The following is a 26,286-nucleotide window of genomic DNA, read 5'->3' on the forward strand; positions in this document are numbered from 1 at the left end:
TACCAAGTTTTACTGACGTTTTAAACTAATGTGTATTAGTTATATACTATTTATCTAATTCGGTCTGACAAATAGACTTCTTGTTCCATAAACGCTCTAGTGTGCTGGAACGCATGAGCTAAATCAACCAAATCAAGTTGTTCTGCTAACTTAATTGCTTGTTGCCAACTCTCTGGTTTTTCTGGGATTTTATTAAAGTGGGTTTTTAGAAATTTCTCGTTGTTAACTTGATTGTTACTTGGCTGCATAAATAACAGTTCCGTGTTAATTGTATGTGCTTTAAATAGTTTGCGTAAAGTCGAAAACATGGTTAAACCACCAAGATCATAATCAAAACAGCATAATATTGTTTGATATTGGCAGAAAAAATCCGCATGTAATGCATTAGTTATACTATTACCGTGCCCAAAAGCAATATCAAGGGCCTGTAGATCATAATTAACATTTGAAGATGTTTCATCTAACAGAGCAGCTAAAAACTCATTGTATCGAAAGAAATTCTCTTGATTTTCAATTATTACTAAGGTTTTTTGGGGCTTAAAGCTCAATGTTAATTCTGAATGACTACACACAACAACATGAGGACATTTAGGTTTTTCTTGCCAGTATTGATGATTAAATGCTTCAGGAAACACCAACACGAAGCTCATTGAACTTTTATGTTGGTGTGAATTTCCTTTAACTGCGGCTTCAGTTCTATTCGTACTAGGTGTCGCTGCTGATAATAACTGTTCAAAACAGGCTTTATCAACAACTGTTACCAGAAACTTTCCATTGCCTTTTACTTTGCTGACACTAAAAATATGTCGCCAATTTTGCTGATGCAATTTAGGTAGCAAGGTTAAAAAACGTGTGAAGTTTATTATTTTTCCTTCCTGGATTGCCAACAAGTATTGGTGAAGATTCATTAATGTTGTACTGTTTTCAACGGTTGTAATTCCAGCACTAAGGCAGGATCAATTCTCACATCAAACCAATTAATACGCCAATCTAAGTGAGGTCCTGTCGCTCGACCACTTTGGCCTACGGCAGCAACTACTTGTCCTTGTGTTACTTTATCGCCTTTTTTAACATACGAATCACTTAAATGTAAAAAAGTAGAGCTAACGCCCTGACCATGATCAATAACCATAGTCCCCCCCGAATAAAACATATCAGGAACCCACAGTAATACAGTGCCAGAAGCCGGTGCTTTTACTGGATCACCCGTATTACCGGCATAGTCTAGACCAAAATGAGGATTTTTAGGTACGCCATTATAAACACGTTGGCTACCATAAACACCGGTAATGGTACCTTCAATAGGAGGAATAAAGCCTTGAGCAAAATAATCAAGCGAGCTGGCAATTTTTCTAGCCGCTTTTACTTGTGTACTATCTTTTCTAGCGCGTATAGCGGCTTTAGGGTTTGGCTGCATAATGCTTTTTTTAATGCCTTCAATCCGTTGAATGTTATATTCACGTTGCTCAGGTATTAATATTTTTTCTACCCGATCACCATTAATTGAAGTGATGACTAGTTTATGGCTTTGTTTATCATCACGAGAAAAGCCAAACGTGTAATCTCCATTAGCTGATACCATTAATGTTTTACCATTTAGCTTAACAGTGTCACTTGGTAATGTTTTACCAACAATTAAACCGCCCTGCTTAATAACACCTGATAAAGCGATATTTTTTGTATTCACTTTTTCAATTATTTCAGCTTTATCACTCAAAACATTAGTCGCTGCTTGAGTTGTAGCACTTGTTACATAGCCACCAGCAAAAGTTAATGCCATTAGCGTTAAACGAAAGGTATTATTAATCATAAACAAACTAACCATGAACAATGGCTCCTTTAGCAACCCCTTCATACGCAATAACTTTAATGGTGTTATTAGCGAGTTCAGGGTGTTCTGCTTTTACTTGTCGTAAAATAAAATCAGCCAGTAATTCTACTGTTGAATCACAATCAACAACATCAAGAATTTTAGTATCAACAGCAATATCAAATCGCCCTTGTGGCGCATGATAACTAAAATATTGATGATCAGGGGTTAAGTCCTTCATTGCTTGAGCTGATAATTGAATGTCATCTACAGAAATTCTATCGGCTTCACTGGCAATGTAAATATCTTGCCAGCGTTTACACCAAGCAGCTTCTAAATGTGCATCTCTTTTATCATCAACTAATATTTGAATTTTAGAACGATGACCATGGGCAATACGTTGGCAATTACCATCATGGAGCTTTAAACCGTGAGTGTAATGATAATAATCGGTTGGGATATTTTCAGGACGTAATACTAACGTTAAGCCTTCAACATTATTAGGTAACTGCGCTAATATTATTGCTTTTAAATGCTCAATTACTGCTGGTACTGTTATGGTTAAGCAATCAATTGCGGCAAAAGCACAGGCAGGTGATTGTAAATAATAACTGGCAATATCACTCACAAAATCAACAGTTTGATGACCTTCATTATAAGGTGATTCAGCTAAGGTTACTGCTTGCTCTTGCATCGGAAGTAATAATTTATGATCTACTGCTTCGTCAATAATGGCTTTAATTTGCTTTTTAACGACGGCAAAATCAAGCACCATGCTCATTTCATTTAATGAGCCATCGAGTAACACGTCAACAATCCAGCTTTCACCCACAATACCGCGCTGTTTACACAGGTACGAAAAATCAATAACGGTTAAATCATCTACAAATAATTGCATTTTTTTCCTTAATTTACTTTTGGCTCTCAATTGTTAATTAGATTGTTTAGCTATTACGTTAGTTATTTACAAAAGGTAAACAACTAACCAACGCAAAACTTAGTCTTTTACTTGCCACAAAATATCGTCATCGGCACGTACAGGTACAACAACGTCGTCACCAAAACTCATGGTAGCAGGAACTTTCCACGATTTTTTAACTAAGGTTATTTTGTCAGTGTTAATGGGTAATTGATAAAACTCTGGTCCATTTAAACTAGCAAATGCTTCTAATTTATCAAGAGCATTTTCTTGTTCAAATACTTCAGCATATAACTCGATGGCTGCATGAGCTGAATAAACACCAGCACAACCACAAGCCGACTCTTTGGCATGCTGTGCATGTGGTGCTGAATCTGTACCTAAGAAAAACTTAGCACTACCACTTGTTGCTGCTTCGATAAGTGCTTGTTGATGTATATTACGCTTTAAAATTGGCAAGCAGAAATAATGTGGTCGAATGCCGCCTACTAACATGTCATTACGGTTATAGAGTAAATGATGAACCGTAATTGTTGCCGCAACATTGTTACTCGCTGATTTAACAAAATCGACAGCATTTTTTGTGGTGATATGTTCTAGCACTACTTTTAAATTTGGGTAGTTAGCAACGAGTGGTGACAATATAGTGTCAATAAATACTTGTTCACGGTCAAAAATATCAATATTGCAATCGGTAACTTCACCATGAATTAATAATGGCATACCAACACTTTGCATTGCGGCAAAAACATCTGCCATTTTAGCTATGTCAGTTACCCCAGAAGAAGAGTTAGTTGTTGCTCCTGCAGGATAAAGCTTAGCAGCAAATACAAGACCAGATTCTTTTGCTTCAATAATATCTTGTGCGCTTGTTTGATCGGTTAAATATAACACCATTAATGGTTTAAAATTGTCATTAGCTGCAACAGCCATAATGCGATCATGATAACTTTTGGCTAGTTTAGTATCCGTTACCGGCGGCACTAAATTTGGCATTACAATGGCACGAGCAAAATAGCGACTAATATCTGCGACGGTATTTTTTAGTACCAAACCATCGCGTAAATGTACATGCCAGTCGTCAGGGCGGGTGATAGTAAGGGTATTTTCTGTACTTGCTTGTGCTTTATTTGTCATGGTAACTCTCTTTTCTTTAACGTAACTCACTTAATAGTAAATTACTGATAAATTATTAATTTTCAACGCGCTAACAAAAAAACCATGGTTACGCGTAACTTATTTTATGGTGATTGGTATTAGTAAATTAATTATTTTCAATTATTTCTTCATCATTATTTGCTAACAATGCTTGCAATTGTTCCTTTAAATTAGGAGGCACTTTAAAAATAGTAATTGAATCATTATGAGGGTTATAAACGACATCTTGACCAAAGTGACTACGTTCAAAACTTAAACTAATGCCATTACCATAACCCGAATATTTCGTTATTTTATTAACAACGGTTTGGTCATGAGGAAAAGACTCTTCAATAGGATAAGATTGTTGCTGACAAAATTGATAAAAGTTTTGTTCATTACCATCACTATCAGTTGCTGTATGGCCAATGACTTTGCCAACTTCTTGCATAGACACATCTTGAGAACTTGCTTTTTGCTCTTTACAGTAATTAAGTAACTCTTTACGTGTTTGCTGTTTTTCATTTGAATCAAGTTGGTTAACAGCGACATAGTCTTCTACTGCTTGTACTAATGTTTGGGTTTGCTCTTTTGAATTTAAGCCTTCTTCGCAACCTAAAAAATCGAGAAAGAAATCAGAAACCTTACGTCCGGCACGTCCTTTAATAAAGGAAATATATCGGTTACCGCTAGCATTTTGCTGATAATCAAATAAATCGATACGCGCTGCTAACTGTAATTTAGTAGTATCAAGGTGTTGATCCGCTGAAATATTTAATTCACCATCAACACTATAATGCTCAGATACAGGAATCACGGCAACCAATAAGTAACGTCCCCCCATATATTCATAATGACAAACAACTAAATAACCGGTTTCGTCTAGATCATATTTTTCTATTTCATTTTTTAAGGTATTTGCCGCTTGTGTACTAAAAGTATAAAAGTTTTGGCGCTCGCCTAAGTAACTTTCCATTAAATCAACAAAACGAGCAGTGACGGTATCGCTACTATCTATATCACTTTCGGTACTGCTTGCAGAACTACCAGGTGCAGGCATAGAAGAGAAACTACCATAAGCTTTACTGCCTTTAGCATTATAAATACTATGCAAACCGTCAACAAAAGCGGTTATTTTAGGCCCAATTTCTATACTCTCAGGCCCTAAGCGTAGTAAAACTTCGCTTGATTCTTCTTTTTTCGAAATAAAATGTAGTGCTATGTTAGAAATTATTAAACTCATAAGTAAGGGTCTATGTTAGGGATATATTAGTATATTGTGCAGGCATTTGATAAACTGCAAAAATATTATTAATCATCAGCAATTAAGTGTCATTATGCCCATTGTATCGAAATACTCAAACGAACGTGTAGAAAAAATTATCCAAGAACTGATGGATGTTCTTGTAAATGAATCAGCAACAACCGATTTAGCCTTAATGTGTTTAGGAAATACAATAACTAATGTTATTAGTAAAATTCCTGCCGACAAACAAAGTGCTATTGTAGACAATTTTACTCGCGCATTGAATCAATCTATCCAAAAAACTCACTAGTTTTATTGATAACTAGTGAATAATTCATTTTATAATTTCATCAGATAAGAAGAATAAAGTTCAATGGTCACTTTTGATACCAAAACCTATAGTAGAAAGCTGTTACATTTAATAAGTTGGAGCCATTGGTTCACATTTTTTAATATTTTTGCAGCAATAGCCCTCTCCTCTTATTACCTTTTCAGTGAAACTGCACCGACTACATTTTTAGGTCAGATGTATCTTGTTACTACTTGGGTTAGTCATATTGCTTTTCTAACCTTTATTAGCTTTGTGTTAATTTTGTTTCCATTGATCATTATTTGGCCCAATACCAAAGTGATTAGATCCAGTGCTTCAATAATATTTACCCTTGGACTGCTGTTGCTATTACTTGATGGTTTTATTTATAGCCGTTTGGGTTATCATTTAAATGCATCTTCCAGTGCTCAAATTTTTAGTTTGATTCAAGAAATAGCACAGAAAAATGTTATTTTTTATACTGTTAGTGGTTTTTTAGCTATTTTAATTTTAGCTTTTGAATTCACTATTAGTAATTATGCATGGAAGCACTTGAAAAAATTACAAAAAACGATTTTTGCTCGTTTTGTTATTTTTGGCTTAGTCGCATCATTCTTCTTTAGTCATTTAACTCATATTTGGGCTGATGCTAACTTAGATTACGATATATTACGCCAAGATACTGTATTACCTCTATCTTACCCTGCAACCGCTCAAACTTTACTTACCAAGTACGGTTTATTTGATGTTGACGATTATATAGAACGTAAAACAAGCCCATTATCGTTTAGCAGTGCTATTCCACCTTACCCAAGTTTAACGTCAGGGCAATGTGAAATAACTAACGCAGAGCAGTCGGTATTTATAGTACTTACTGATGCACAGTTAAATACCGAGCAACTACAACGTTTTAGCAATAGAACAAGTGGTAATAGTTACCAATTTAATAACCATGTAGACTCGGCGCTAAATGATGAAGCCTGGTTTAAATTGTTTTATTCTTTACCAAATATTTATCAAGACGATATTTTAAAGCAATCCACTAAGCCATTGCTATTTCAAGCCATTGAAAAGCAAAATTTAGCCAGTAGTTTTACGTTAATAGATAAATCTGACGTAAACTCAATAACTGATCAACATAACGCACCTTGGTTTGTTTCTTTGTTTGACGAAAAGAGTCACCTTAACGATATATCGAGCCTAATTTTCGCTGATAAACTTAATAGCAAAAAGTTAGGATTACATATAATTTACTTTAAAAGTGCAATCAGTAACGATGTTGAAAGCAGTATCAGTAAGTATCAATTTGAGCTTTTTGTTGATGCTTTATTATTAGCACAGCAACAAAAACAGCAAAAAGATATTATTTGGATTAGTTCAATTGGAAATCAAATAGAAGATACCCAATTAATTACTAAACCTGCATTACTGATAACACCTTACAAAAAAGCCCAAAGGCAAGTAAATAAGGATATTGTTACTAAGTTAACAAGCCATATGGATTTACAATCTACACTCATGAAAAATTGGCTTGGCTGTGATACTGAAGATAAAAAATATAGTAATGGTTCAGATCTTATTACATTAAATAAAGACCGTGTTATTGCAAATACTTCTGCGGCTGGTTTGATGGTATTTAACAAAGATAAATCTGTTTTTATTGATAGAAATGGTAATTTTCATAGTTATTCTAGTAAATTAAATGCCCCTATTACCGTCAATAAAGACTTTCCTTTAATGATTGACGGTGTTCACTTTATTAAACGTTTTAGTAAGCAATTAGAACAAGAGAATGAATAATTGTTCATTCGTTAGACGGTTAGTTATTATTGATTAACCGTTCTAATAAATGTCGTTGCATTCGTTTGAGAAACGATTATTATAGTCAGCGTAAATCAAGTGTACTTATGGTGATCTCCCCAGATTATTATTTCTTTAGAAACATAAGTATTAGCTAACTGATTAGAACATTGCTTTACAAATCGGGGTATAGCGCAGCTTGGTAGCGCGTGCGTCTGGGGGACGTGAGGTCGCAAGTTCGAATCTTGCTACTCCGACCAAATATATCAATGAGTTACGTTGCTTGGCGTAACTCATTCGATACATAAAAATAAATTATATAGCACATTTATAGCGGTATAATTCAACTTCCATAGAAATTAAAACACAGATAATCAATTAGTTTGTTGTATAAAAATAGATCGCCCAGTTAATGGCCTTTACTTCATAAATAGCCACCTTTAAATACAATAAAACTTAGTGAAAAATCATTCAATGCTTGAGTCCTTATTAGGTTGACAGATAATTAGCTATAAAGATTGAATGATTCGTCTACTAAATGGAGATAGATTATTAAAAAACTCTTTTCCCACTGTTTGTTTTAGTTTATTCTCGGTTCCAACTATTTCTTTAAATTTACTTATCTCACTTGCAATTTTTACGATATCTTCTTGTGGTATTCCAAGGTCACTTAAAATACGCTCATAACCATCTGTTGAATCAAAGTAATTCTCTATCATGTAAACACTTTGAATAAATGCTCTGTTATTTGATTTATGAAACAAGTTTTTACTATTGAATAACTCATATATACCGATAATTTTCATCATCTTAAATTTAATAAACTCATCAATTTGAAAAAGTGTATCAATAAATTTATTTATATCATCAACATTAGGGGTATATTTATTAACAAATTTATCAATTACTGGTTTCAATATCCCACCGTTAATCATTAAAGAATAAACAGCATCAAAAATATGACTGCCTTGATAGTTAAATGAATAGTTTTTAATTTCTAACCCCCTTACAAATGACGCATCCCTCCTAAGTAATTTAAATTTAATATCCCTAATAACATCCCATTCTTTTTCATAGGTTGTTATTTCGTCATATATATTTATAAATTCAATTAATAGACTTATTTCAATTTCAGAATCTATAACTTCAGATAGATCTATTCCGAATTTATCCGCTAAAGATTCTTTTAATTCTTGAATTGTGTTTTCTGGTACTCCGTCACTAGAAGATTTATCCAAGTATAAAATTTCATCTTCAGGACTATTTGTAATTACTTCGTCTGTTTCATATAGTATTTTTAAATCAATCCATTGAGCAGGATTGTAAAGATCAAGTACGTCCTTATCATAAATATAAATTTTCCCTATTTGAGGAGATTTAGGGTTTAGCCGTCCAACCCTTCCGATCAGGTTATTCAGTTCAAATGTTCCACGGGGAGGATCATAAATTATTAATTTATTAGTTGGAGTATTTATTCCCTCCATCAATGTACTTGTGCAAAGTATTGTGTGTATCGAACCATCGGGCTTTGAGTATTCATTTTCTATATACTTTCTAAGAAACAAAGGCGTTTTTCCATGATGGATACCTATTCCTTTTTTTAAATAAATAGAATAATACCATTCAGGATGAATGTTCTCGGATATCCAATCAATGATATCGCCATCAAACTTATTAAAATTGTCTTCATCATTTATTAAGTCAGTTTTATTAATAAAAGACCTAATACTGCTAGGAGATTTAAAATAAACAAATTTTTTATCATTAGAAAATTTAAAATTGGCAGTTGATTTATTAGGTTTAAGTTCAATCTCGTTATAAACAAGGTTTAAGTTGGTAATGAATTTAACGATTTTAATATCACTTCTAGAAAAATCTACATCTTTTATAAAAGGCCCAAGCAATAATATTTTTCGTGATTTTTTTATTAAGTACTTGTAGATAGAATTCATTTTAATAATTCTACTATTCGTCTCTCGTTGTTTTGCTTCATATTTAAGCTTGTAGATTTCATCATATACAAGTAAATCAATATTTGTCTTGCTAATATATTCCTTGAATTTCTTACTGCTAATTCTTTCAGGGACTACGATCATAATTTTTTTCGTTACATCATTATATTGATCGAGTTCTGCATCAGATGTAATTAATATGTATTCCTCATTGAAAAAGTTAAAACATTTCTTACGCAACTCATTCATTAAAGAAATGGTAGGAACGACAAAGATTATATTATCTAATATGTGTCTATTTCTTGCTATAAACTCCAATGCAATAAAGGTTTTGCCAAAGCTTGTAGGGGCACTTAGAAATAAATTATTGTCATTTAATATATTTAAACATTCAATTTGTTCATTTGTCAGAATAATTTTTTCGTCTAATAAAGACTGTTTAATAGCATTGCTAAATCTGGAAAAGAAAGTACTATTCTGGGAGTAAATTGATAAGTCGGTAATACTTAATTCTGCTTCTGATATCACTTGTCCACTATATATTCCCTTTAAAAAATAACTTCTTAATTCATTCATATTTGGATCAAATTTATTAGGCATTTAACTCCTCCCATACGTTTTTACTTTTTGTATTAAAGAGATTAAGGAAGTCACTCTTATTGATAATAGGTAAAACAAATAAGACGATATTAAATTTAGCTTTTAAATCATTTAGTTTAGTATTTTCTTTAACAACGTTCAGAATGTCGTTATATCCAGTGTAATTATCGCAAATTAAAAACAAAACCAAGTTTTCTGAAACATTCTCATCTATTTCAATTACTTCATTTAACATATCAGTCCTGATATTTCGAAATAATTCAATTTTATGACTTAATTCTTCTTGAGTTACCTCATTATGCTCGCTTAGTGAAACAACAGCTTTATTAATTGCTTTATTTAAATCACCGTAAAACTTAGCTTCTAAGTAATATATTTCCTTTTTATCTTTTAAATAAATAGTTCCATCATTACCATATATAGGCATTTTCGGTGAAGTTTTAAAAACAAGTTTAGGGTAAATATATTTTTCGCTAGATTGTTCTGACAAAAATTGGCTGAGCATAGTATGCATTAGAAACTCACCTATATCGCCATGCAATGTTGTACGGGAAGTATTAACTCCTGTTTTAGATATAAAACCAATAGCTTTTAATGCATCTAAGTATTTTTTTTGTTTTAGGTCGTCGGTATCTTTATTCGCTGGTGAATAAGTACTAGCAATTTTGAGTACGTTTTCTTTATTAAAGATTTTTTCATTAATTTCGTTAAAAAGAATCTCATTACAATCAAGTAATTCATCCCATGTAAAAAACTTCATTTTAATTTTATTTAAATTGCTATCTTTTTTGTTATTTTCAAACTCTGTTTCACTTCCTTCAATAGTGAAGGTTCTATAATACGATTCTTTATCGTATGTATTGGCCCCATTGAGTCCTAATTCTTCACAAATTAACTCTTTGGTATTCGCTGACACTTTTGAATGCTTAAACTTACTTGTCTTTTTATCAAAATGAATATTTGAGACACTGTAAATAGGGGTTCTTGTACCTAAGTCGAAGTAACTAACAATAAAATATAAATGATTCTGTAACCTATGAAACTTGTCGTAAAAATCAGATACCTTTTTAATTCTTTCTTTCTCCGTAAAGGTTTTAGTTCCTGATCGAAGAAATATACTAGATACATGACTAGAAGTTGTATAGTGCATTAGTACTTTCATTAATTCCCTTTTATTTGAACTTTTTAATTAATAACCTTAGATATTCCACCTGAATACTTTCAATTTTCTTAACGGAAGTTATAAGTAGAAGTATAAAACTAATTGCAATTAACAACTACAATTTGGTTTATTAGTAACATCCTTCCGCAGACTTTATTCAATTTACCAGAAAAGCTAAAAACATCAAATTGTTAAATCACAAAGTACTTTAATACTTAGTAAGTTTTGAATTGAGAATAGTACAACTCGCAAATTCTTTGTTTGATGGCCTTAAGCATAAGCTTTGTTGTGTTTGACCAATTATTCGTTTATTAATTTTCGGTCGCTAATTTAGTTAATTAGCACAGTTATTTACTATTGCAGATGAATGTTTTTATATGTAAATGAAAGCAAAGGTATGCTTGCTTATTCCAATAAAAATTATCCTTCGGGATTAACATACCCTATATGATCGAGTTATTTTCTTGCTCATATAATTCTAATGGAAGACCATCAGGATCATGAAAGAATGTAAATTTCCTATTTGTGAATTCATCTATTCGAATGGTTTCTACAGCAATATGGTGTGATAAAAGATAATCGCGTACTGACTCAACTGATTCAACAGTAAAGGCTAAATGCCTTAAACCTAGTGCTTCAGGATAACTAGGTCGTTCTGGAGCGTTTAAAAATGAAAATAATTCTATTTTGCCTCCCTGTGGAAGTTGAAGGTCGAGTTTAAATGAGTCACGGTCTTTTCTATAGTTTTCAGCTAAAACTTCTAACCCAAGAATTCTTGTATAAAAATGCTTAGACTTTTCGTAATTTGAGCAAATAATTGCAGCATGGTGAATTGATTTAAGCAAACTATCTCCTTAGCTCGTCATGTATTGTATATTCTTATTCATTTATATCGATGCTGTTTATCAAGTTATACTGATATAGCGCTTGAGATCCTGAATCCAGTTCAGGAAGACGAAAACTGCTATAGGGTGGGAGTTGTATATCTCGTCATTCCGTAAGTGTATTAATACGGAATCTTTTTATACTTGAAACATGATGCTTGAGTTCCGGAATCCAGTTCAAGAAGACGAAAACTAATAACATTTTTATGTCTGTTTAATTGATGATTTGTTCTTAATCAATTAAACAGACACACAAAATTAATTGTCTTTGTTTAGCTCATCATGTAATTCAATATTGAGCTCTAACACATTCAAATCGCCATCTTTTTTATCAAGGTTTATCGAGAATGTTTCGTCAGATACTTGAATATATTTACGTAAAACTTGAAGGATATCTTCGGTAAGCTGTGGTAAATAATCTGGTTGTTTATTACGACTATTGCGCTCATGCGCAACAATAATTTGTAGACGTTCTTTCGCTTTAGAAGCAGTAGTTACCTGTTTTTCTTTTTTACGTAAAAAGTAATCTAATAGTGCCATGTTATCCTCCAAACATACGACTAAATATGCCTTTCTTCTCGGCAACTAAAAATCTAAATTCTACAGTTTCACCTAACAAGCGATCAATTACGTCTTGGTAAGCTTGACCTGCATCACTTTCAGTATCAAGAATTACCGGCTCACCGGCATTTGAGGCTTTAAGTACGGCTTGTGACTCTGGAATAACACCTAATAATGGGATTGAAAGGATATCTTTAACATCTTCAACACTCAGCATTTCACCTTCTTCTACACGTTTAGGTGAATAACGAGTTAATAACAAATGTTCTTTGATTGGCTCTAAGTTAAGCTCCGCTCTACGTGAACGACTGGCAAGCATACCTAAAATACGATCTGAATCACGTACTGAAGATACTTCAGGGTTTGTTGTAACTATAGCTTCATCTGCATAATAAAGTGCCATCATTGCACCGGCTTCAATCCCCGCAGGTGAATCACAAACAATAAAGTCGAAGGTTTTACCAAGTTCTTCTAGTACTTTCCCAACACTTTCTTTATTTAATGCATCTTTATCACGTGTTTGTGAAGCCGGTAAAATTGACAAACTACTTACACGTTTATCTTTAATTAGTGCTTGATTTAACGTAGCTTCACCGTTAATTACATTAACAAAATCATATACTACTCGACGTTCGCAGCCCATAATTAAATCAAGATTACGTAAGCCTATATCAAAATCTATCAAGACAACTTTATGGCCTTTTAACGCTAAGCCAAGACCAATGGCAGCACTTGATGTTGTTTTACCAACACCGCCTTTACCTGATGTAACCACTATTATCCGTGCCATAGACCGAATATCCTTTTAAATTAAAATTAAATAAGTTTTGATGACGTTAATTCAGTGTCAGTCAAATGTATAAATGCTGGCGATCCCCAATGTTCTTCCATTGACTCACTTAGCCAATAGTTACCATTGATTGAGACCAACTCAGCTTCAAGATTTTGGCAATATATTTGTGCTTTATGATGACCTTTTGCACCGGCTATTGCTCTACCGCGTAACGAACCATATACATGAATGTTGCCATCTGCTATCACTTCTGCACCGGCAGATACCGAACCAATAATCACTAAGTTTTGATCTTTAGCATAAATTTGCTGGCCCGATCGGATTTGTCCTCGGTGAACTTTATCAGTATATAAATGCTCAACAACTTTTGGTGCTTCTATTGCCGTTTCTTTTACTTCACTATTTGGTGCGATTGTTGATTTTGGTGGTACATTGGCCTTTGCTGTATTAACAAAAGAAAAGCCCAGTTCTCGAATATGAAAACGTTGTTCTTTTGTTACTGCGCCAGTAAAACCAACAAAAGTAAAGTTGAATTCTTCAATTAATGCTTTTACCGCTTGGTAATCAATTGAACACGAAAGTTGTTCAATATTGACCACAACGGGTACGAGATAAAAAAAGTCAGGGGCTTGAGCGACTTTTTTTGTTAAATCAGCCCGAATATCAGCTAATTCAGACGATTTTAAATGTAAAACTGATAGGGTAAAACTTGACCCTTTAAATTCAATACTGGCATCAGCCATAATAAAGGTGGTCCTAAATAACGCAACTCAATGTATATATATGCAATTTACCTTATAAATGCTGCTAAGTATAATGCAACGTGACAAAAAGTCGCCAAAATTGCCATTATTTAATTAAAAACAATAGCAATTCTGAAAAGTGAACGTAATGGATTTAGTATTACAACGCGCTTTTTAGTTTTGCAATCAAGGCTTCTTGGCCATGTTGATAACGACTAATTTCATTATTTGCCATAAGTAGCGAATAACTTAAATTAATTGATGCCACCAATAAAGTGCGCTCTCTACTAGCTGCGGACTTTTGTTGCTTAATGTCATTACACATAGCAGTGAGGTTGTTCACAGCCTGTTTTAAATCCTCTGCTTGTTCAGCTGAGCAAGAAAACTGATGTTGCTTGCCCATAATTTCAATGCTGAGTCCATTAGAGTCTTCGGCTAACATTAGCTTAGCTCTTCTACACTTTGTAATTTATCTAGTAGGTTTGCTAAAACTGTACTTGTTTGTTTTTGCTTTTCTTCACCTTCAAGAGCTTCTAATTGCAACATTTCATTTTCTTCAACCAGCACTGATTTTTGCTTTTCTAATTCAGCCACTTGGCTTTTTAGGTGGTTATTTTTTTCAATGATTTGTTCAATCAGTTGTTCGAGTTGTGGGAGAGTATTTTCTAACATAAGGCGCTCTGGTTAACTGTATAATAAATAAAAGCGCAAACTTAATCTAAAGTGAGAAAAAATGCTACTCTTTAGCGTAATTATTAGCTGAATTTTTGTAACAATTTTCAATTAAATGCTTGTATATGTTATTACGAACAAAAAACAAACGTTTAGCGTTGAATTTAAACAGTTAATAAGAATGGCTATCCAAAAAATTTAGGTCCATAGGGCAAGAGTAAATTAGGTTATATTTAAGGATTTTTTAAAGGTTCAGCACATGTTGTTTAAGGATTTAACTTAAGTGAGTAAATAGATTTTCAATATTGACATAAGTTAAAAAAATTTATGCACAGTGAATAAACAACACTTGCTTGATCAAACATTTTCCTTCATATTATCCGCGTAAACAAACAAGGATGTTTATTCTTATGGAAGATGATGAGCTCGACAGTCGTGATAACCTCTCGGCAAATATAATACTTGGTATTGCAACCCCTGAAGAAGTACAGATATTTAATAAATTAGTTGATGAATGGAATAGAGAGTTTGGGCGAAACTCTTCTGAGTTAAGTTAGCCGACGAATAAAGCCGCACGTAAGATAATTCTCTTGTTCAACGTTAATAGTAACAAATCAGTAACTATTAAAGAATAATTGCTATTTATTAGTTTTATTTAATCGATTAAGTTGATATCTAAACCACTTAATAGTCTGACCGCTTCGTAACGACAAAAAGTCGCGTTTTTAATAATGTTGTTTTTGATATTAATATCGTAATTTTCTGCTTCACTAAAATTCACACCAGTAAGATTAGTATTGTTAAATAAACTATCTTTTAAATCTGTACGATTAAAACTGCCGCCCTTTACATTAGCTTCTCTAAAATCTACATCATGTGCTCGACATTCTTCAATGATGATTTTTTCTAATGCTAATCCATAAAAAGAAGATGAGTTAATCAGACATTTTTTAAAAATTAGCGGTGCTGATAGCATAAGATCACGCCAATGGGCCATAGTCCAGTTAACGCCAATAACTTTACAATTATCAAACGCAATATCGACAAATGTACTATTATTTACAGTAACGTTGTTTAGGTTACAGTCTAAAAATGTGCAATGAGTAAATTCACAATTCATAAAAATAGCCGCATTAAAATCACAAGACTTAAAATGACAGTTATAAAACTCTTTGTTTGAAATTTTATGTTCGGCGTATTTAATATCAATGAAATCTTGCTCATGAATACTATTAATATCGTTTGTTAAATTTTTCAATGATTTTTATCCTGATACAGTTGATTGAAGATAAAATATAAAAAGAACGTAAAACGTTCTTTTTATATAAAATTCACATCGACATGACGATATTACAATGATTGAGTTATCACTACCGATGTAACTCACCTGCTCTTTCTGGCTGATAAGTTATCTCTTTAATTATCACTTTTATCAACCCGCCACCAGGTTTTGGCCATTCAATTTGATCCCCTTGAGAAAGACCCAGTAATGCACTGCCAACAGGTGCTAGAATTGATATTTTTTCGCCACTAGCATCAATATCTTTTGGGTATACTAAAGTTAACAGAAATTCTTCTTGAGAAGACTCAACAGAGAACTTAACGGTTGAGTTCATTGTTACTATGGTAGGAGGCACTTCTGAAGGCTCTACAATATTTGCTCGCGCAAGTTCTTTTTCAAGTTCATTTATACCAACTAATCCATCATTGGGTAATGATTCGATTAAATCATACAATCTGTCTGCATCTAATGATGAAATAGTTATTTCTGGTTGTTTGTTCATTTTCGTTCTCTATAACCTATAGTTTTAAGTTTTTTAACGAGTCTTAGTAACTCGTTTTATTCTTATTTGTGGATCCTATATATGGGATCTTGATACTCTAACTGTAATGATTTTTTTAAACAATCTATTAATAGCGACTAAACATGAATAAATTGTAAGTAAAGGATCATTTATTATATAAACAAGATAAACCGTAATAATTATTATTTAAAACAATAATTATTACGCTAAAACGAGTTAGCTTATTCCTTAATTATTTAATTATTTAATTATTTAATTATTTAATTATTTAATAAAGAATAACCAAGTGACGATTAAACGTTAGTATAAAGCGGTTAAGGAGCATTTCTTTGCGAAGGATCCCTTTTAAAATCACTAACAGTATTGTGTGGGTCAATTTTATCTCGTTGATTCTTTGTCGCTTGAGCCCACCAATCTAATTGGTTAAATGTTCGACCAAAGTAATTAAACCAAGCTCTTTGATCTTCATGTGCTTCTATCGCTCCATCTTCGGTTAGTACTTCTTGTGCTTTGGGGATATGAATCATTGCTGACACAGAAAGGCAGCCTAGCTCCGAAAGAAATGTTCGCATTCCAATTGCCGCTCGCATCCCTCCCCATTGGCCTGCTGAATAAGTAACAATGGCACTGGGTTTATATGAAAACAAAGAACTACCAAAATGATTGAGTAAATTTGATAGTGCTGGGCTCATAGAATGATTATATTCAGGACTGACCATAATAAAGCCATCTGCAGACTCAATTTTTTCAGCAAGTGAACTTAAGGCCGCAGGGGCTTTACTGTTCGCATAAGAAAAGTATGGTTTAAATACAGACTCTAGTGGGTAATCTAACGCATCTATCAATTCAATTTCGTGATCACTAAATTGAATATTTAGACAATCTAAACAAGCTTTAGCAACACGTAAACCAAGACGAGATGGTTTTGGCGGTGTACTATCACGTGTAGTGCCCAAAAATATTAAAAATTTCATTTAAAACTCCTTCTATTAAATGTGTATGTTTTTTTGTTATATTTATTAACGTCTATTAAATCAAGCGTATTTATAAACGGTTAGTCTAAATACCATAGATACACTAACCCCCCTTAACATTATCCCTATAAATTTTATGGTTATTAAAATAAGTGATTGTGTAACAAAATCCAAGTAAATTCGTATTTTTTCACCAAATGATAGAATTTATTCTTTCAATTAATTAAAAACCTGGCTATATGGTCAGCTTTTTGCTTGTAGTAAGTCACAATTTTATATCAGATTAGTGATTCATTAACATATTAACAGTAACAGCTTGTTTTATAATGATATATTTAAAGTAAAATCATTGGTTATTCTTTAAACGCTCCATTTTGTTGCATTTATCCCGTAAACCAAGCAGGTATTGCTCGTTGTTGATGCACTAACATTGCCGCTTCTTTTTAAGAAATAGGTTGGAACTTTATGAAAAAGTTAAAATATCGTTATACATTATCTATATGTACTCTTTTACTTAATATAATCTTAATGCCTGCTTACGCAGCTATTGAGCAAGAATTATCACTTAAAGGAGATAACTACCAAATACCTGCAATATTAACACTACCTGATTTTAAATCATTAAAACCATTCCCTGTTGTTATTATGTTGCATGGTACTGCTTCAAATAAAAATGAAGTGGGTAATTTATTTAAACGCTTAGCAGAAAAGCTCGCCAAACAGAATGTTGCTTCTATACGTTTCGATTTAGCAGGATCGGGGGCAAGTAGTGTCGATTATAAAGTTTACAACCTAGAAAACGCAGTAAATGATGTAGTTAACGTTCATCAGTTTATTCAGCAACAAAAGCGGCTTGAACACAAATCTATTCATTTATTGGGGTTTAGCCAAGGAGGTCTCATTGCCCAGTTAGCAGCAGTTAATGAGACATTACCTGTAGCCTCCATGGTTACTTGGTCAAGTGTCGCTGGCAATGGTATTGGTAGCTTTCAGCCATTTTTTACACAATACGAACAAGAAGCAATAAATAACGGCTTTGCTGAAATAAATTACCCTTGGCTCGATAAACCATTAAATTTTAGTCATCAATGGTTTGAGCAAATACGTAATAATACTAGTCTTACTCAAATGGCTATGTATCAAGGCAGATTACTCGCGATAGCAGGAGATGCAGATAAAACAGTGCCTTGGCAAAACTCTCTGTCATTAATAAAAGGAGCAAAACAAGCTCAAACATCTCTGTATTTAATCAAGAATGCTAATCATATATTCAATGTATTAGCTGACAATAGCGCTGAGTTGAATAATGATCAATCCCTTGCGGAGGAATTATTAGCGATAACAGCACACTATTTTATTGATCAAACTAAACAATAATTTAAACCGAGTTCAGGTTAAATAGTAAATCAAATAACATTAAAATATGACAATTAACCAAAGGATACATTAATGAGAACACTCATTTTTACACTTGCTTTATGCTTCACCTCTGTAGTTTTCGCTAAACCCGTAATTTTTGACAATGATATGGCAATAGATGATTGGGCGGCATTATTATTTTTACTTCAACACCCTCAGGCTGACGTAGTTGCTATCACTATCTCATCAAGTGGCGAAAGTCATTGTTCTCCAGGCCTTACCAATACCAACTCATTACTTGACCTGTCAAAATATAGCCGTGATTCCGTGTTAGTTGCTTGTGGCGATGATGAACCACTAGACGGATATGCCGTATTTCCAGATGCGTGGCGAAAAGACTCTGATACATTATCCGGTGTAGCCGTTAAGCCAAGTAACCGTAAGGCTTCGTCTGAGCATGCAATCGAGATTATTCACCAAGCAATTAAAGAAGCTAACGAGCCTGTTATTATTGTTGCAACAGGTACGCTTACCAATATTGCCCAATGGATAGAAAAATATCCTGCAGATATGAAAGAAGTATCTCGCCTTATTATTATGGGCGGTAATGTTGACGCACCAGGTAATATTATTGTACCTAATTTCACCGATGGCCATCCGAATGTCAGTGCCGAGTGGAATATATTTATTGACCCATTGGCCGCAGACAAGGTGTTTGCTTCTGGTTTGCCGATTGAATTAGTTGGTTTAGATGTAACAAATTCTGTTAGATTAACCGCTAAAGTTGCCAGTGAATTTAAGAAAAGTGTCACAACGCCTGCTGCTCAGTTTTGGGATCAAATATTAGATAAAAATGATTGGTTCATTGAATCAGGTGAATATTATTTTTGGGATACTTTAGCGGCAATAGTGGCTGTTGAACCAGAATTATGTGAAGGTGAAATGGGATCATTTAGTGTTGAGCATAAAGCTACCGACACCCCTTGGTTACCAACATCACAACTTGATTTTCCTAAAAAACGTTGGGATGGACAAGACCGCCAACATCTTGATGCACAATGGGCTGGTAAATTGATAAAGTCTGATAAATATCCTGCGATTAAAGTATGTAAGAAAACCAATCCAAGTAAAGTATTCTCGTTATTTTCTGAAGTTTTAAATCGTCAGTAAGCGTATAACTCTCCAACAATCTCCGTCTATTTATGACTAGTTAAGTTTATAAATAGACGGTTCATACTGCACACTAATTTCGCGCTACTAAGATTGATATTCAAAGGTTTTTACACCTTCTGGAATTTGAAACCAATCTTGTTTTTCACTAACCCACAGATGCGCTGTAGGATTTATAATACGGGTATCAGATAAATTAGTAGGCTTAAGTTTTAATTTCTCTGGATCTTTAGGGTCGTAATGATAAATTCGATTACCACAAGTAACACAAAATTTAGCTGCACTGACATTGCCACTGTCAGCAAGGCGACTCCAATCTTTCATCTCCCCCTTAAATACAACAGTGTCAGTTTTTACCATAGCCGTAATGCTAAATGCACTAGTTGATAATTTTTGACATTCGATACAATGGCACGCAATGACCATCAAAGGTGGCTCTAGCAGTTCATAGGTAACGCCGCCACATTGGCAAGCGCCTTGAATAGGGTATTGAATATTTTTCATGGTTTACTCTCTATCATTTAAGTTAAAATAAACCACGTTTAATGGCTTAACGTTAATAATTTACAATTTGATTGATTTTATTATCCATAATTAAGCCAACCCATTGACTCAGCATATTTTAGTAGCATTCCACTACACATAACAACAACAATTGCCCTCAGATATGCAGGATTGATTTTGAATAGACAATGAGACCCTGCCCATGCACCCAAGACTTGACCAAGCATCATGGTTATTCCAATTGCCCAAACAATATGACCTGCAATTATAAATACAATTAAAGAGGCAATATTAGTCGCAAAATTTAACGACTTGGCAATTGCCGTAGCAGAGATTAAGTCATGACCTCGACACGAAACACCCGATAATGCAAAGAAAGATCCCGTACCTGGACCAAACATACCATCATAATAACCAACTAAAGGTACAACAATATTTTTGTACTTATCATACGACATTTTAGATTTACTATTATGTATCGCTGGATTAGGTGAAATAAGAAAATATACAGCAATAAATATAAGTACGATAGGAATAACAAATGACAAGACTTCAGTATTTATGAACTGCACCGTGATGGTGCCTACAGTAGCCCCAACAAACGCCATTAACATTAAAGGTTTAACATGCTCCCATTTAATTCTTCTGTTTTTTATCATCATATAGGTCGCAGTTGCTGTCCCCATACTGCCTTGAAGTTTATTAGTCCCTAAAGCGGTTAAAGGGGGAACACCACTTAAAATTAAGGCGGGTATAGAAATAAGTCCGCCACCGCCAGCTAAGGTATCAATTAAACCTGCTACTACGGCGACTAAAAATAACAGAGATAATAATTCAATAGATATATTAGCGAATTCCAATTAACTGCCCTTCTCTTTATCGCGTTATAATAAGGTAATAATATTTATTGTCATATTTTAATCATAAACATTATTCAGGTAATACGACATTTAAGCTACTGAGTAAATAGTAATAAGCGACAACGGTTAAAATACCAAGTCCTAGTACTAATAAGGTTCGATACTTTGCCCCGTGACGATGGTTATTTTTACGTTCTGCATGGGAAGCAACATCCATCATTTCATCACCAAAATATATCGATAAGAAAGTACCTAACGCACTGATTATTAGAATACTCCAATAAGGATATGGCTCTGATAGAATATGATTGAGCAACCGAGTGATAAACGTTAACTCATAAGTGTCTGGACTAGATGCCATATAAAAAATATTAAGAGCAATAGCCACAAACCAAAGCACTATTTGCGTATAGGCCATTTTAATTTTAAAAAGTAATCTAATAGGAAAAGCGAGAATAAAGCCTCCGTCTGCAACTGGGGTACATAACACAAAAAAGCTCCATGATAATATTGATACACCCAAGCCAGTAGAGGCATCATATTTCCATGTCATATATAAAAAGTAGCCAACAATAATAGAAATTAAGGCAACAAACTTTAAAAGTGATTCTCCATGGGTTTTATGCTTTGGGTTAAAGGCTATTGTATGATGATTTTTTTTAAACACATTCATTAAAACTATATTCCAAACTATTTAAGTGATTGTTATTCTTTATTAAGCCAAGCAATGGCGTCGTTTTCTTTTTCAAAGTACTTAATTTCACCTGACATAAACCAGTCAGCGACTTTTACTGAGAATGCTTGCCATTTTTTATTACCATAAAGCGCGACCTTATTAAAACTAGTACCGTGTTTTAAACCAAGTTTTAGATCATCCCAAGCAGCTCTAAGCTCCCAACCGTCTAATTCCGTTCCATCAAATAAAACATTAACGGTAGGAGTTCTCACTTGAGTTAACATAGATTCAATAAAGGGTGTAATTATTTCATAATCTTGATGGGTTAGTTTGCCTTGAGCCTTTATAAAAAGAAAAAAATCATTTTCGGCTCTTTCCATCCCTATTGATAGGCCATGACGTTTACTATGCATTTCGATCCTCTCCAATTAAAATATAATAATCAACGTAAGTTAATATACCTGTTAGTGAAAGAAATCACTGTAATTTAAATTTATGCTAAAACTAAGGAAAATACACTTAACCAAAGCAACTGGAAACCATAAGAAATACGCTGATAAATACCTGGATTAGTTTGAGTACGAACGGCCCTAGCCATCGCAAATAAATAATACACAACAGCGACTACAGAAACAATTGAAAAAATTTTGAAATGCAAAGGGATAAGCGCTGTGGTTGGACTAACAGCAACTAATATGGGCGCGATAACTAATGAAAGTAGCATAATAAAACCCGCCCAAGAATGTATTTTACAATGAAAAGTTGGGGTTTTAGTAAAAGGATCGGCATCCATTGGGAAGTATCCTGCAATCCAAGTACCAATACCATGAGCAATAACAAGCCAACCTGTCATGTTTATTAATATTGAGACGTTTGTAATACTCACTAGATACCAGCCAAACAAGCAAAATAAAACGCCTAAAGGGTAATTATTAATTAATGGTGATAATTTTTCAGTTGGACTACCCGTTGCACCAAGTTCACTACAAAATTGTTTAGAATGGCTGTAACCAGTATAAAAACAACTTGCAACATAAACCCCAATGATAATCCAAACACTTGCTATTAAGCCTGAATAAATCGCAATATTTTGAAACATGAGCGCTTCCCTTATTAGTATATAACCTTAAATAGACATGAATATTGACTAGATAAACTATTGAGTACCTAATACTTAGTGAATGATTTATATCGTGAGATCTCTACTTACTAACAACTGATGCCAGATCTTTTGTTAAAAACATGCTGTAAGGATCTTCTTGATAATCTGCAAAAGGCTTACATTCTTCAAAGGCAAAATTTTTATATAGTTGTTGAGCCGGAAGAAATGCTGTTTGAGTCCCTGTTTCTAAGCTAATTTTAGTAAACGATTCCTTTTTCGCTATCGCTAACATGTGCGTTAATAACTTAGCGGCAACGCCCCTTCTCAAAAAATGCTGTGATGTTCGCATTGATTTAAGTTCAACATGCTTATTATCAAGCTTTTTTAACGCGCCACACCCAGCTAATTGATCGTTAATCCAAGCAGTAAAAAAAGTAACCTCCGGTGCCTTTAATGAAGATAAATCCAATGCATGAACACTTTCCGGCGGAGAATGCTGCAACATATCTTCGTGATGTTCTTGTAATAACGTTTTAACCTCGAGGCTTTCAAGGTTATCTATTTTAATTTTCATTTATCTACTTATATGGTTAATTACATTTTTCTACACGCCAAGGTGGATTGAGGCGATTTTCTCCAGCCCAGTATAGCTTTATTTTATTACCTGAAGGATCGTGTAATATCGCTTCTCGCCATAAATAGCTTTGATTTGTAGGCTCTTGGTCAAAATTAATACCCCGCACCTTTAAATCATTAACCCAGTTATCCAGCGCTTCATGTTCAAAATAAATGATGGCACTGTTGGTAATTTTAGCTTTTTCTAATAATAGTGAAAAACTTGCACCACCTTCGGGACACTCAAAACGTGCATAATGTGGCGTATCAACAATTTGTGTAAAACCTAAAGTTCGATAAAATTTTGTCGATACTTCCATATCGTTAACAGGTAATGTAACTTGATTTAAGTTCACTTATCCTCCTAGTGGTTGTTTACTTGTAAATACTTACTTGTATAAAGCACTTAACTTACTAATTACTTTAACATTATCGTGGGAATTTTCTATATTTTTTTGTGTAAACCAAATAGGCTTAATTCCTGCGTTTATTGCAGGGTTAATATCTTTTTCAAAATTATCACCAACCATGGCTATATTAGCTAAGGGCGTATTGAGTTTATTTAAAATAGATGAGAGAAATTCAGGACTTCCTTTTAAAAACCCTACATTTTCTTGACAAAAATAGCCGGTAATAAATTGACTTAAACCAACCCGTTCAAAGGCTAACTTAATTTCTAATTCAGTGGAATCAGCAGCGCCTGTCGCAATATATATTTGTGCCGTTTTAGCTAATGTTTCTAATGCTTCTCTAGCGCCATAAACCGCCTCTACTTTTCCCCACTGACACATTTTTCCACTAACACCCGGGAAATCAACCATTAAAGTATCTCCCCAATCAAAAAGGTATACCTCAATCATTATGACTCCATGCTTACATAGTTAGGAAGCGCTTGAATGTTATTTATCCATTGTTGAATTGCTGGGTATTCACTTAAATCAAACCCTCCTTCATGGGCAACATGAGTGTAGCCATAAAGAGAGATATCAGCAGTTGTTAAATCATTGCCTACCAAATAAGGTGTTTTTTGCAATTGCCCTTCCATTACTTTAAGCGCTTTGTGACCACCCGCTTGCTTTGCTTCATAATCAGCTTTACGATCTGCAGGTAAACCTAGGTATTTAGCGATAAACCTTGCTACAGCAATAAAGGGCTCATGACTATATTGTTCAAAAAATTGCCATTGCTGAATTTTAGCAACATCAAAGCTATTATTGGGAATAAGTAAGGAGTCAGTAGCAAGATAATTGATAATGGCATTAGATTCCGATAAAAATCGACCATCATCTAGCTCAAGCAATGGAATTTTTCCATTCGGATTCTTTTCTAAAAAAGACGCTGTTAGTGTTTCGTTCGCAAGGATATCGATATTGATCCATTCGTGCTCAATAGCTAAAAGCGATGTGAGTAATTTTACTTTATAACAATTACCTGACTGACTATCTGCATAAATTTTCAATTGGATTTCCTTAAGTTAACGTACACGATTCAGTAATATAAATAACTCTAGACAATCAGTAGATATAATCCTAAGAATTGAAGCAGTAAAATTATCATATCAGGGCGAGAAAATTATATAAAAAAGGCCATAGTTTATAAAACTATGGCCTATTAATTTATCAAAATTATTAATTACTTATCAAGCGCTTGATGAAATGCTTTGATAAAGGCATCATAGTCTTCAAAGTGTGGCATATGCCCTAACCCTTCTAATTCAATTAGTGTCGAGCCTGCAATGCGATTCTGAGTATCTACACCTAACTGTTTAAAGTTACCTAGCTTTCTAGTTTCACCCGCTTTCATCCAACCTCGACCAGGACCTGTAGTATCTCGCGTACCAATAATAATTACCGTGTCATTTTTAATTTGAGAAAATCTATCAACAATATTTTCTGAAAAAATAGGTCCGTAAGTTAGCGCATTATTCCAAGCAACTGTTTGCCAGTCATCACCGGCAAGCATACCTTTTAGAGGAATTAATAGTTTTTCATATTCCTCAGACCATTTACCATCATAATAATTTTTCTTCTGATAGTCTCTCGCTTTATCCAGTGTTTTACCGAGTTCGTTTTTATAAAAAAAGTTAACATCTTTAAATTCAGTGTATTTACCATAAGCTTCTAAGCCAATAGGATTAATCAAAATTAACTTATTAACCTTATCAGCATAATTAGCAGTATAGGTTGTTGCTACCATGCCGCCCATGGAATGACCGACAATATCAGCTTTGTTAATGTGTAAACTATCTAAAAGCAGCTTAGTGTTTAACGCCAACTGACCAAAGCTATATTGGTAGTAGTCAGGCTTTGACGATTTACCAAAACCAATTTGATCAGGAATAATAACTCGGTAATTGTTGTTAAGTAAGTCGTTTGCAACGCTTTCCCAGTAGTAACCAGCAAAGTTTTTACCATGTAACAAGACTATTGTTTTTTTTGCGTTTTTATCACCAATGTCCATATAGCGCATTTTTAACATTTTATTTTGAGAATTAAAATCAAATGTTTTTACTTCAAACGGATATGCAAAGCCATCCAGTTCTTTATTGTATTTCACAGTAGGAGCCGCGAATGCCTGTGACATTGCAACAACTAGAGAAAATAAAATAAAACAATACTTTTTCATAAAATCT

Annotated in this window: 31 protein-coding genes and 1 tRNA gene; 6 read left to right on the plus strand and 26 right to left on the minus strand. The window is 33.6% G+C overall.

The features are described 5' to 3' along the window. Positions 1 to 50 precede the first annotated feature (50 nt). The 5 genes from Q4503_RS04940 to yejK all read right to left on the minus strand — a co-directional run bounded on the left by Q4503_RS04940 (position 51) and on the right by yejK (position 5,109). Positions 51 to 908: a hypothetical protein gene (locus tag Q4503_RS04940; protein WP_303601555.1), complete on the minus strand. Its 858-nt coding sequence runs from the start codon at positions 906 to 908 to the stop codon at positions 51 to 53. After that, positions 908 to 1,825 carry a M23 family metallopeptidase gene (locus Q4503_RS04945; RefSeq protein ID WP_303601556.1) on the minus strand — a complete coding sequence of 306 codons (918 nt, stop codon included), beginning with the start codon at positions 1,823 to 1,825 and terminating at the stop codon, positions 908 to 910. The genes Q4503_RS04940 and Q4503_RS04945 overlap by 1 nt, the downstream gene beginning before the upstream one ends. Continuing rightward, the gene (locus Q4503_RS04950) at positions 1,818 to 2,708 is read right to left on the minus strand and encodes a 6-carboxytetrahydropterin synthase (protein ID WP_303601557.1); all 891 of its coding nucleotides are present in this window, start codon (positions 2,706 to 2,708) and stop codon (positions 1,818 to 1,820) included. Before Q4503_RS04950 ends, Q4503_RS04945 begins: the two co-directional genes overlap by 8 nt. Before the next feature lie 99 nt (positions 2,709 to 2,807). Next, on the minus strand, positions 2,808 to 3,866 hold the full coding sequence (gene pyrC / locus Q4503_RS04955; RefSeq protein ID WP_303601558.1) for a dihydroorotase: 1,059 nt from the start codon (positions 3,864 to 3,866) through the stop codon (positions 2,808 to 2,810). 127 nt (positions 3,867 to 3,993) lie between these two features. Beyond that, on the minus strand, positions 3,994 to 5,109 hold the full coding sequence (gene yejK / locus Q4503_RS04960; protein ID WP_215974062.1) for a nucleoid-associated protein YejK: 1,116 nt from the start codon (positions 5,107 to 5,109) through the stop codon (positions 3,994 to 3,996). 94 nt (positions 5,110 to 5,203) lie between these two features. Here yejK and Q4503_RS04965 point away from each other — a divergent pair, with 94 nt between their 5' ends. From Q4503_RS04965 to Q4503_RS04975, 3 genes are all read left to right on the plus strand, one after another. Continuing rightward, a complete protein-coding gene (locus tag Q4503_RS04965; protein WP_159820311.1) occupies positions 5,204 to 5,422 on the plus strand; it encodes a DUF1414 domain-containing protein in 219 nt (72 codons plus the stop codon). 63 nt (positions 5,423 to 5,485) lie between these two features. Next, on the plus strand, positions 5,486 to 7,222 hold the full coding sequence (locus Q4503_RS04970) for a DUF3413 domain-containing protein (protein WP_303601559.1): 1,737 nt from the start codon (positions 5,486 to 5,488) through the stop codon (positions 7,220 to 7,222). A 183-nt stretch (positions 7,223 to 7,405) separates the two neighbouring features. After that, positions 7,406 to 7,482: transfer RNA gene (locus tag Q4503_RS04975), tRNA-Pro, on the plus strand. A 249-nt stretch (positions 7,483 to 7,731) separates the two neighbouring features. Here Q4503_RS04975 and Q4503_RS04980 read toward each other — a convergent pair. The 8 genes from Q4503_RS04980 to Q4503_RS05015 form a co-directional block, all read right to left on the minus strand. Then, on the minus strand, positions 7,732 to 9,774 hold the full coding sequence (locus Q4503_RS04980) for a DEAD/DEAH box helicase (RefSeq protein WP_303601560.1): 2,043 nt from the start codon (positions 9,772 to 9,774) through the stop codon (positions 7,732 to 7,734). Then, on the minus strand, positions 9,767 to 10,936 hold the full coding sequence (locus Q4503_RS04985; RefSeq protein ID WP_303601561.1) for a Hachiman antiphage defense system protein HamA: 1,170 nt from the start codon (positions 10,934 to 10,936) through the stop codon (positions 9,767 to 9,769). The genes Q4503_RS04980 and Q4503_RS04985 overlap by 8 nt, the downstream gene beginning before the upstream one ends. 443 nt (positions 10,937 to 11,379) lie before the next feature. Continuing rightward, positions 11,380 to 11,781, minus strand: a complete 402-nt coding sequence (locus Q4503_RS04990) for a VOC family protein (RefSeq protein ID WP_303601562.1) — start codon at positions 11,779 to 11,781, stop codon at positions 11,380 to 11,382. 297 nt (positions 11,782 to 12,078) lie between these two features. Then, the gene (gene minE / locus Q4503_RS04995; RefSeq protein ID WP_215974065.1) at positions 12,079 to 12,360 is read right to left on the minus strand and encodes a cell division topological specificity factor MinE; all 282 of its coding nucleotides are present in this window, start codon (positions 12,358 to 12,360) and stop codon (positions 12,079 to 12,081) included. 1 nt (position 12,361) lies between these two features. After that, a complete protein-coding gene (minD, locus tag Q4503_RS05000) occupies positions 12,362 to 13,171 on the minus strand; it encodes a septum site-determining protein MinD (protein ID WP_215974066.1) in 810 nt (269 codons plus the stop codon). Between the two features lie 26 nt (positions 13,172 to 13,197). After that, positions 13,198 to 13,917 (minus strand): septum site-determining protein MinC, encoded by a 720-nt coding sequence (gene minC, locus Q4503_RS05005; protein WP_303601563.1) that lies wholly within the window; start codon positions 13,915 to 13,917, stop codon positions 13,198 to 13,200. Positions 13,918 to 14,077: 160 nt separating this feature from the next. Then, entirely contained in the window at positions 14,078 to 14,359 is a 282-nt protein-coding gene (locus tag Q4503_RS05010; RefSeq protein WP_303601564.1) for a cell division protein ZapA, read from the minus strand. Continuing rightward, positions 14,359 to 14,589, minus strand: a complete 231-nt coding sequence (locus Q4503_RS05015; protein ID WP_215974069.1) for a DUF904 domain-containing protein — start codon at positions 14,587 to 14,589, stop codon at positions 14,359 to 14,361. The genes Q4503_RS05010 and Q4503_RS05015 overlap by 1 nt, the downstream gene beginning before the upstream one ends. Before the next feature lie 410 nt (positions 14,590 to 14,999). Here Q4503_RS05015 and Q4503_RS05020 point away from each other — a divergent pair, with 410 nt between their 5' ends. Then, positions 15,000 to 15,146, plus strand: coding sequence for a hypothetical protein (locus Q4503_RS05020; protein ID WP_215974070.1), 147 nt, complete (start codon positions 15,000 to 15,002; stop codon positions 15,144 to 15,146). 98 nt (positions 15,147 to 15,244) lie between these two features. On the opposite strand, the gene Q4503_RS05025 is transcribed toward Q4503_RS05020, so the two are convergent. The 3 genes from Q4503_RS05025 to Q4503_RS05035 form a co-directional block, all read right to left on the minus strand. Beyond that, complete coding sequence (locus tag Q4503_RS05025) at positions 15,245 to 15,847, minus strand: pentapeptide repeat-containing protein (protein ID WP_303601565.1); 603 nt, start codon at positions 15,845 to 15,847, stop codon at positions 15,245 to 15,247. 112 nt (positions 15,848 to 15,959) lie between these two features. Next, complete coding sequence (rnk, locus tag Q4503_RS05030) at positions 15,960 to 16,373, minus strand: nucleoside diphosphate kinase regulator (RefSeq protein WP_215974071.1); 414 nt, start codon at positions 16,371 to 16,373, stop codon at positions 15,960 to 15,962. A gap of 335 nt (positions 16,374 to 16,708) precedes the next feature. Beyond that, entirely contained in the window at positions 16,709 to 17,368 is a 660-nt protein-coding gene (locus tag Q4503_RS05035; protein ID WP_303601566.1) for an NADPH-dependent FMN reductase, read from the minus strand. Between the two features lie 465 nt (positions 17,369 to 17,833). Between Q4503_RS05035 and Q4503_RS05040 the strand changes: the two genes are divergently transcribed. Together Q4503_RS05040 and Q4503_RS05045 are read left to right on the plus strand one after the other, a co-directional pair. Beyond that, positions 17,834 to 18,745, plus strand: coding sequence for a S9 family peptidase (locus tag Q4503_RS05040; protein ID WP_303601567.1), 912 nt, complete (start codon positions 17,834 to 17,836; stop codon positions 18,743 to 18,745). A gap of 72 nt (positions 18,746 to 18,817) precedes the next feature. Further along, entirely contained in the window at positions 18,818 to 19,897 is a 1,080-nt protein-coding gene (locus Q4503_RS05045; protein ID WP_303601568.1) for a nucleoside hydrolase, read from the plus strand. A gap of 87 nt (positions 19,898 to 19,984) precedes the next feature. Here Q4503_RS05045 and Q4503_RS05050 read toward each other — a convergent pair whose 3' ends face one another. From Q4503_RS05050 to Q4503_RS05095, 10 genes are all read right to left on the minus strand, one after another. Next, complete coding sequence (locus tag Q4503_RS05050; RefSeq protein WP_215974075.1) at positions 19,985 to 20,401, minus strand: GFA family protein; 417 nt, start codon at positions 20,399 to 20,401, stop codon at positions 19,985 to 19,987. 80 nt (positions 20,402 to 20,481) lie between these two features. Continuing rightward, positions 20,482 to 21,261, minus strand: a complete 780-nt coding sequence (locus Q4503_RS05055) for a TSUP family transporter (RefSeq protein ID WP_303601569.1) — start codon at positions 21,259 to 21,261, stop codon at positions 20,482 to 20,484. Between the two features lie 70 nt (positions 21,262 to 21,331). Then, positions 21,332 to 21,934, minus strand: a complete 603-nt coding sequence (locus tag Q4503_RS05060; protein ID WP_303601570.1) for a hypothetical protein — start codon at positions 21,932 to 21,934, stop codon at positions 21,332 to 21,334. A gap of 32 nt (positions 21,935 to 21,966) precedes the next feature. Then, complete coding sequence (locus Q4503_RS05065) at positions 21,967 to 22,350, minus strand: STAS/SEC14 domain-containing protein (RefSeq protein ID WP_303601571.1); 384 nt, start codon at positions 22,348 to 22,350, stop codon at positions 21,967 to 21,969. 80 nt (positions 22,351 to 22,430) lie between these two features. Next, positions 22,431 to 23,036: a DUF998 domain-containing protein gene (locus Q4503_RS05070; RefSeq protein ID WP_303601572.1), complete on the minus strand. Its 606-nt coding sequence runs from the start codon at positions 23,034 to 23,036 to the stop codon at positions 22,431 to 22,433. A gap of 103 nt (positions 23,037 to 23,139) precedes the next feature. After that, positions 23,140 to 23,613: a GNAT family N-acetyltransferase gene (locus Q4503_RS05075; protein ID WP_215974080.1), complete on the minus strand. Its 474-nt coding sequence runs from the start codon at positions 23,611 to 23,613 to the stop codon at positions 23,140 to 23,142. A 16-nt stretch (positions 23,614 to 23,629) separates the two neighbouring features. Next, positions 23,630 to 24,010, minus strand: coding sequence for a VOC family protein (locus Q4503_RS05080; RefSeq protein WP_303601573.1), 381 nt, complete (start codon positions 24,008 to 24,010; stop codon positions 23,630 to 23,632). A 33-nt stretch (positions 24,011 to 24,043) separates the two neighbouring features. After that, positions 24,044 to 24,514: an HAD family hydrolase gene (locus Q4503_RS05085; RefSeq protein WP_303601574.1), complete on the minus strand. Its 471-nt coding sequence runs from the start codon at positions 24,512 to 24,514 to the stop codon at positions 24,044 to 24,046. After that, complete coding sequence (locus tag Q4503_RS05090) at positions 24,514 to 25,113, minus strand: glutathione S-transferase family protein (RefSeq protein WP_303601575.1); 600 nt, start codon at positions 25,111 to 25,113, stop codon at positions 24,514 to 24,516. The genes Q4503_RS05085 and Q4503_RS05090 overlap by 1 nt, the downstream gene beginning before the upstream one ends. 173 nt (positions 25,114 to 25,286) lie before the next feature. After that, positions 25,287 to 26,279 (minus strand): alpha/beta fold hydrolase, encoded by a 993-nt coding sequence (locus tag Q4503_RS05095; RefSeq protein ID WP_303601576.1) that lies wholly within the window; start codon positions 26,277 to 26,279, stop codon positions 25,287 to 25,289. Between the last annotated feature and the right edge of the window lie 7 nt (positions 26,280 to 26,286).

Source organism: Colwellia sp. 6_MG-2023 (assembly GCF_030547765.1).
GTDB lineage: Bacteria > Pseudomonadota > Gammaproteobacteria > Enterobacterales > Alteromonadaceae > Colwellia.

Excerpts from the sequence above, each read along its gene's own strand:
- Q4503_RS04940 (WP_303601555.1), bottom strand. The coding sequence starts at position 908 with ATGAATCTTCACCAATACTTGTTGGCAATCCAGGAAGGAAAAATAATA.
- Q4503_RS04945 (WP_303601556.1), bottom strand. The coding sequence starts at position 1,825 with ATGGTTAGTTTGTTTATGATTAATAATACCTTTCGTTTAACGCTAATG.
- Q4503_RS04950 (WP_303601557.1), bottom strand. The coding sequence starts at position 2,708 with ATGCAATTATTTGTAGATGATTTAACCGTTATTGATTTTTCGTACCTG.
- pyrC (WP_303601558.1), bottom strand. The coding sequence starts at position 3,866 with ATGACAAATAAAGCACAAGCAAGTACAGAAAATACCCTTACTATCACC.
- yejK (WP_215974062.1), bottom strand. The coding sequence starts at position 5,109 with ATGAGTTTAATAATTTCTAACATAGCACTACATTTTATTTCGAAAAAA.
- Q4503_RS04965 (WP_159820311.1), top strand. The coding sequence starts at position 5,204 with ATGCCCATTGTATCGAAATACTCAAACGAACGTGTAGAAAAAATTATC.
- Q4503_RS04970 (WP_303601559.1), top strand. The coding sequence starts at position 5,486 with ATGGTCACTTTTGATACCAAAACCTATAGTAGAAAGCTGTTACATTTA.
- Q4503_RS04980 (WP_303601560.1), bottom strand. The coding sequence starts at position 9,774 with ATGCCTAATAAATTTGATCCAAATATGAATGAATTAAGAAGTTATTTT.
- Q4503_RS04985 (WP_303601561.1), bottom strand. The coding sequence starts at position 10,936 with ATGAAAGTACTAATGCACTATACAACTTCTAGTCATGTATCTAGTATA.
- minE (WP_215974065.1), bottom strand. The coding sequence starts at position 12,360 with ATGGCACTATTAGATTACTTTTTACGTAAAAAAGAAAAACAGGTAACT.
- minD (WP_215974066.1), bottom strand. The coding sequence starts at position 13,171 with ATGGCACGGATAATAGTGGTTACATCAGGTAAAGGCGGTGTTGGTAAA.
- minC (WP_303601563.1), bottom strand. The coding sequence starts at position 13,917 with ATGGCTGATGCCAGTATTGAATTTAAAGGGTCAAGTTTTACCCTATCA.
- Q4503_RS05010 (WP_303601564.1), bottom strand. The coding sequence starts at position 14,359 with ATGTTAGCCGAAGACTCTAATGGACTCAGCATTGAAATTATGGGCAAG.
- Q4503_RS05015 (WP_215974069.1), bottom strand. The coding sequence starts at position 14,589 with ATGTTAGAAAATACTCTCCCACAACTCGAACAACTGATTGAACAAATC.
- Q4503_RS05020 (WP_215974070.1), top strand. The coding sequence starts at position 15,000 with ATGGAAGATGATGAGCTCGACAGTCGTGATAACCTCTCGGCAAATATA.
- rnk (WP_215974071.1), bottom strand. The coding sequence starts at position 16,373 with ATGAACAAACAACCAGAAATAACTATTTCATCATTAGATGCAGACAGA.
- Q4503_RS05035 (WP_303601566.1), bottom strand. The coding sequence starts at position 17,368 with ATGAAATTTTTAATATTTTTGGGCACTACACGTGATAGTACACCGCCA.
- Q4503_RS05040 (WP_303601567.1), top strand. The coding sequence starts at position 17,834 with ATGAAAAAGTTAAAATATCGTTATACATTATCTATATGTACTCTTTTA.
- Q4503_RS05045 (WP_303601568.1), top strand. The coding sequence starts at position 18,818 with ATGAGAACACTCATTTTTACACTTGCTTTATGCTTCACCTCTGTAGTT.
- Q4503_RS05050 (WP_215974075.1), bottom strand. The coding sequence starts at position 20,401 with ATGAAAAATATTCAATACCCTATTCAAGGCGCTTGCCAATGTGGCGGC.
- Q4503_RS05060 (WP_303601570.1), bottom strand. The coding sequence starts at position 21,934 with ATGAATGTGTTTAAAAAAAATCATCATACAATAGCCTTTAACCCAAAG.
- Q4503_RS05065 (WP_303601571.1), bottom strand. The coding sequence starts at position 22,350 with ATGCATAGTAAACGTCATGGCCTATCAATAGGGATGGAAAGAGCCGAA.
- Q4503_RS05070 (WP_303601572.1), bottom strand. The coding sequence starts at position 23,036 with ATGTTTCAAAATATTGCGATTTATTCAGGCTTAATAGCAAGTGTTTGG.
- Q4503_RS05075 (WP_215974080.1), bottom strand. The coding sequence starts at position 23,613 with ATGAAAATTAAAATAGATAACCTTGAAAGCCTCGAGGTTAAAACGTTA.
- Q4503_RS05085 (WP_303601574.1), bottom strand. The coding sequence starts at position 24,514 with ATGATTGAGGTATACCTTTTTGATTGGGGAGATACTTTAATGGTTGAT.
- Q4503_RS05095 (WP_303601576.1), bottom strand. The coding sequence starts at position 26,279 with ATGAAAAAGTATTGTTTTATTTTATTTTCTCTAGTTGTTGCAATGTCA.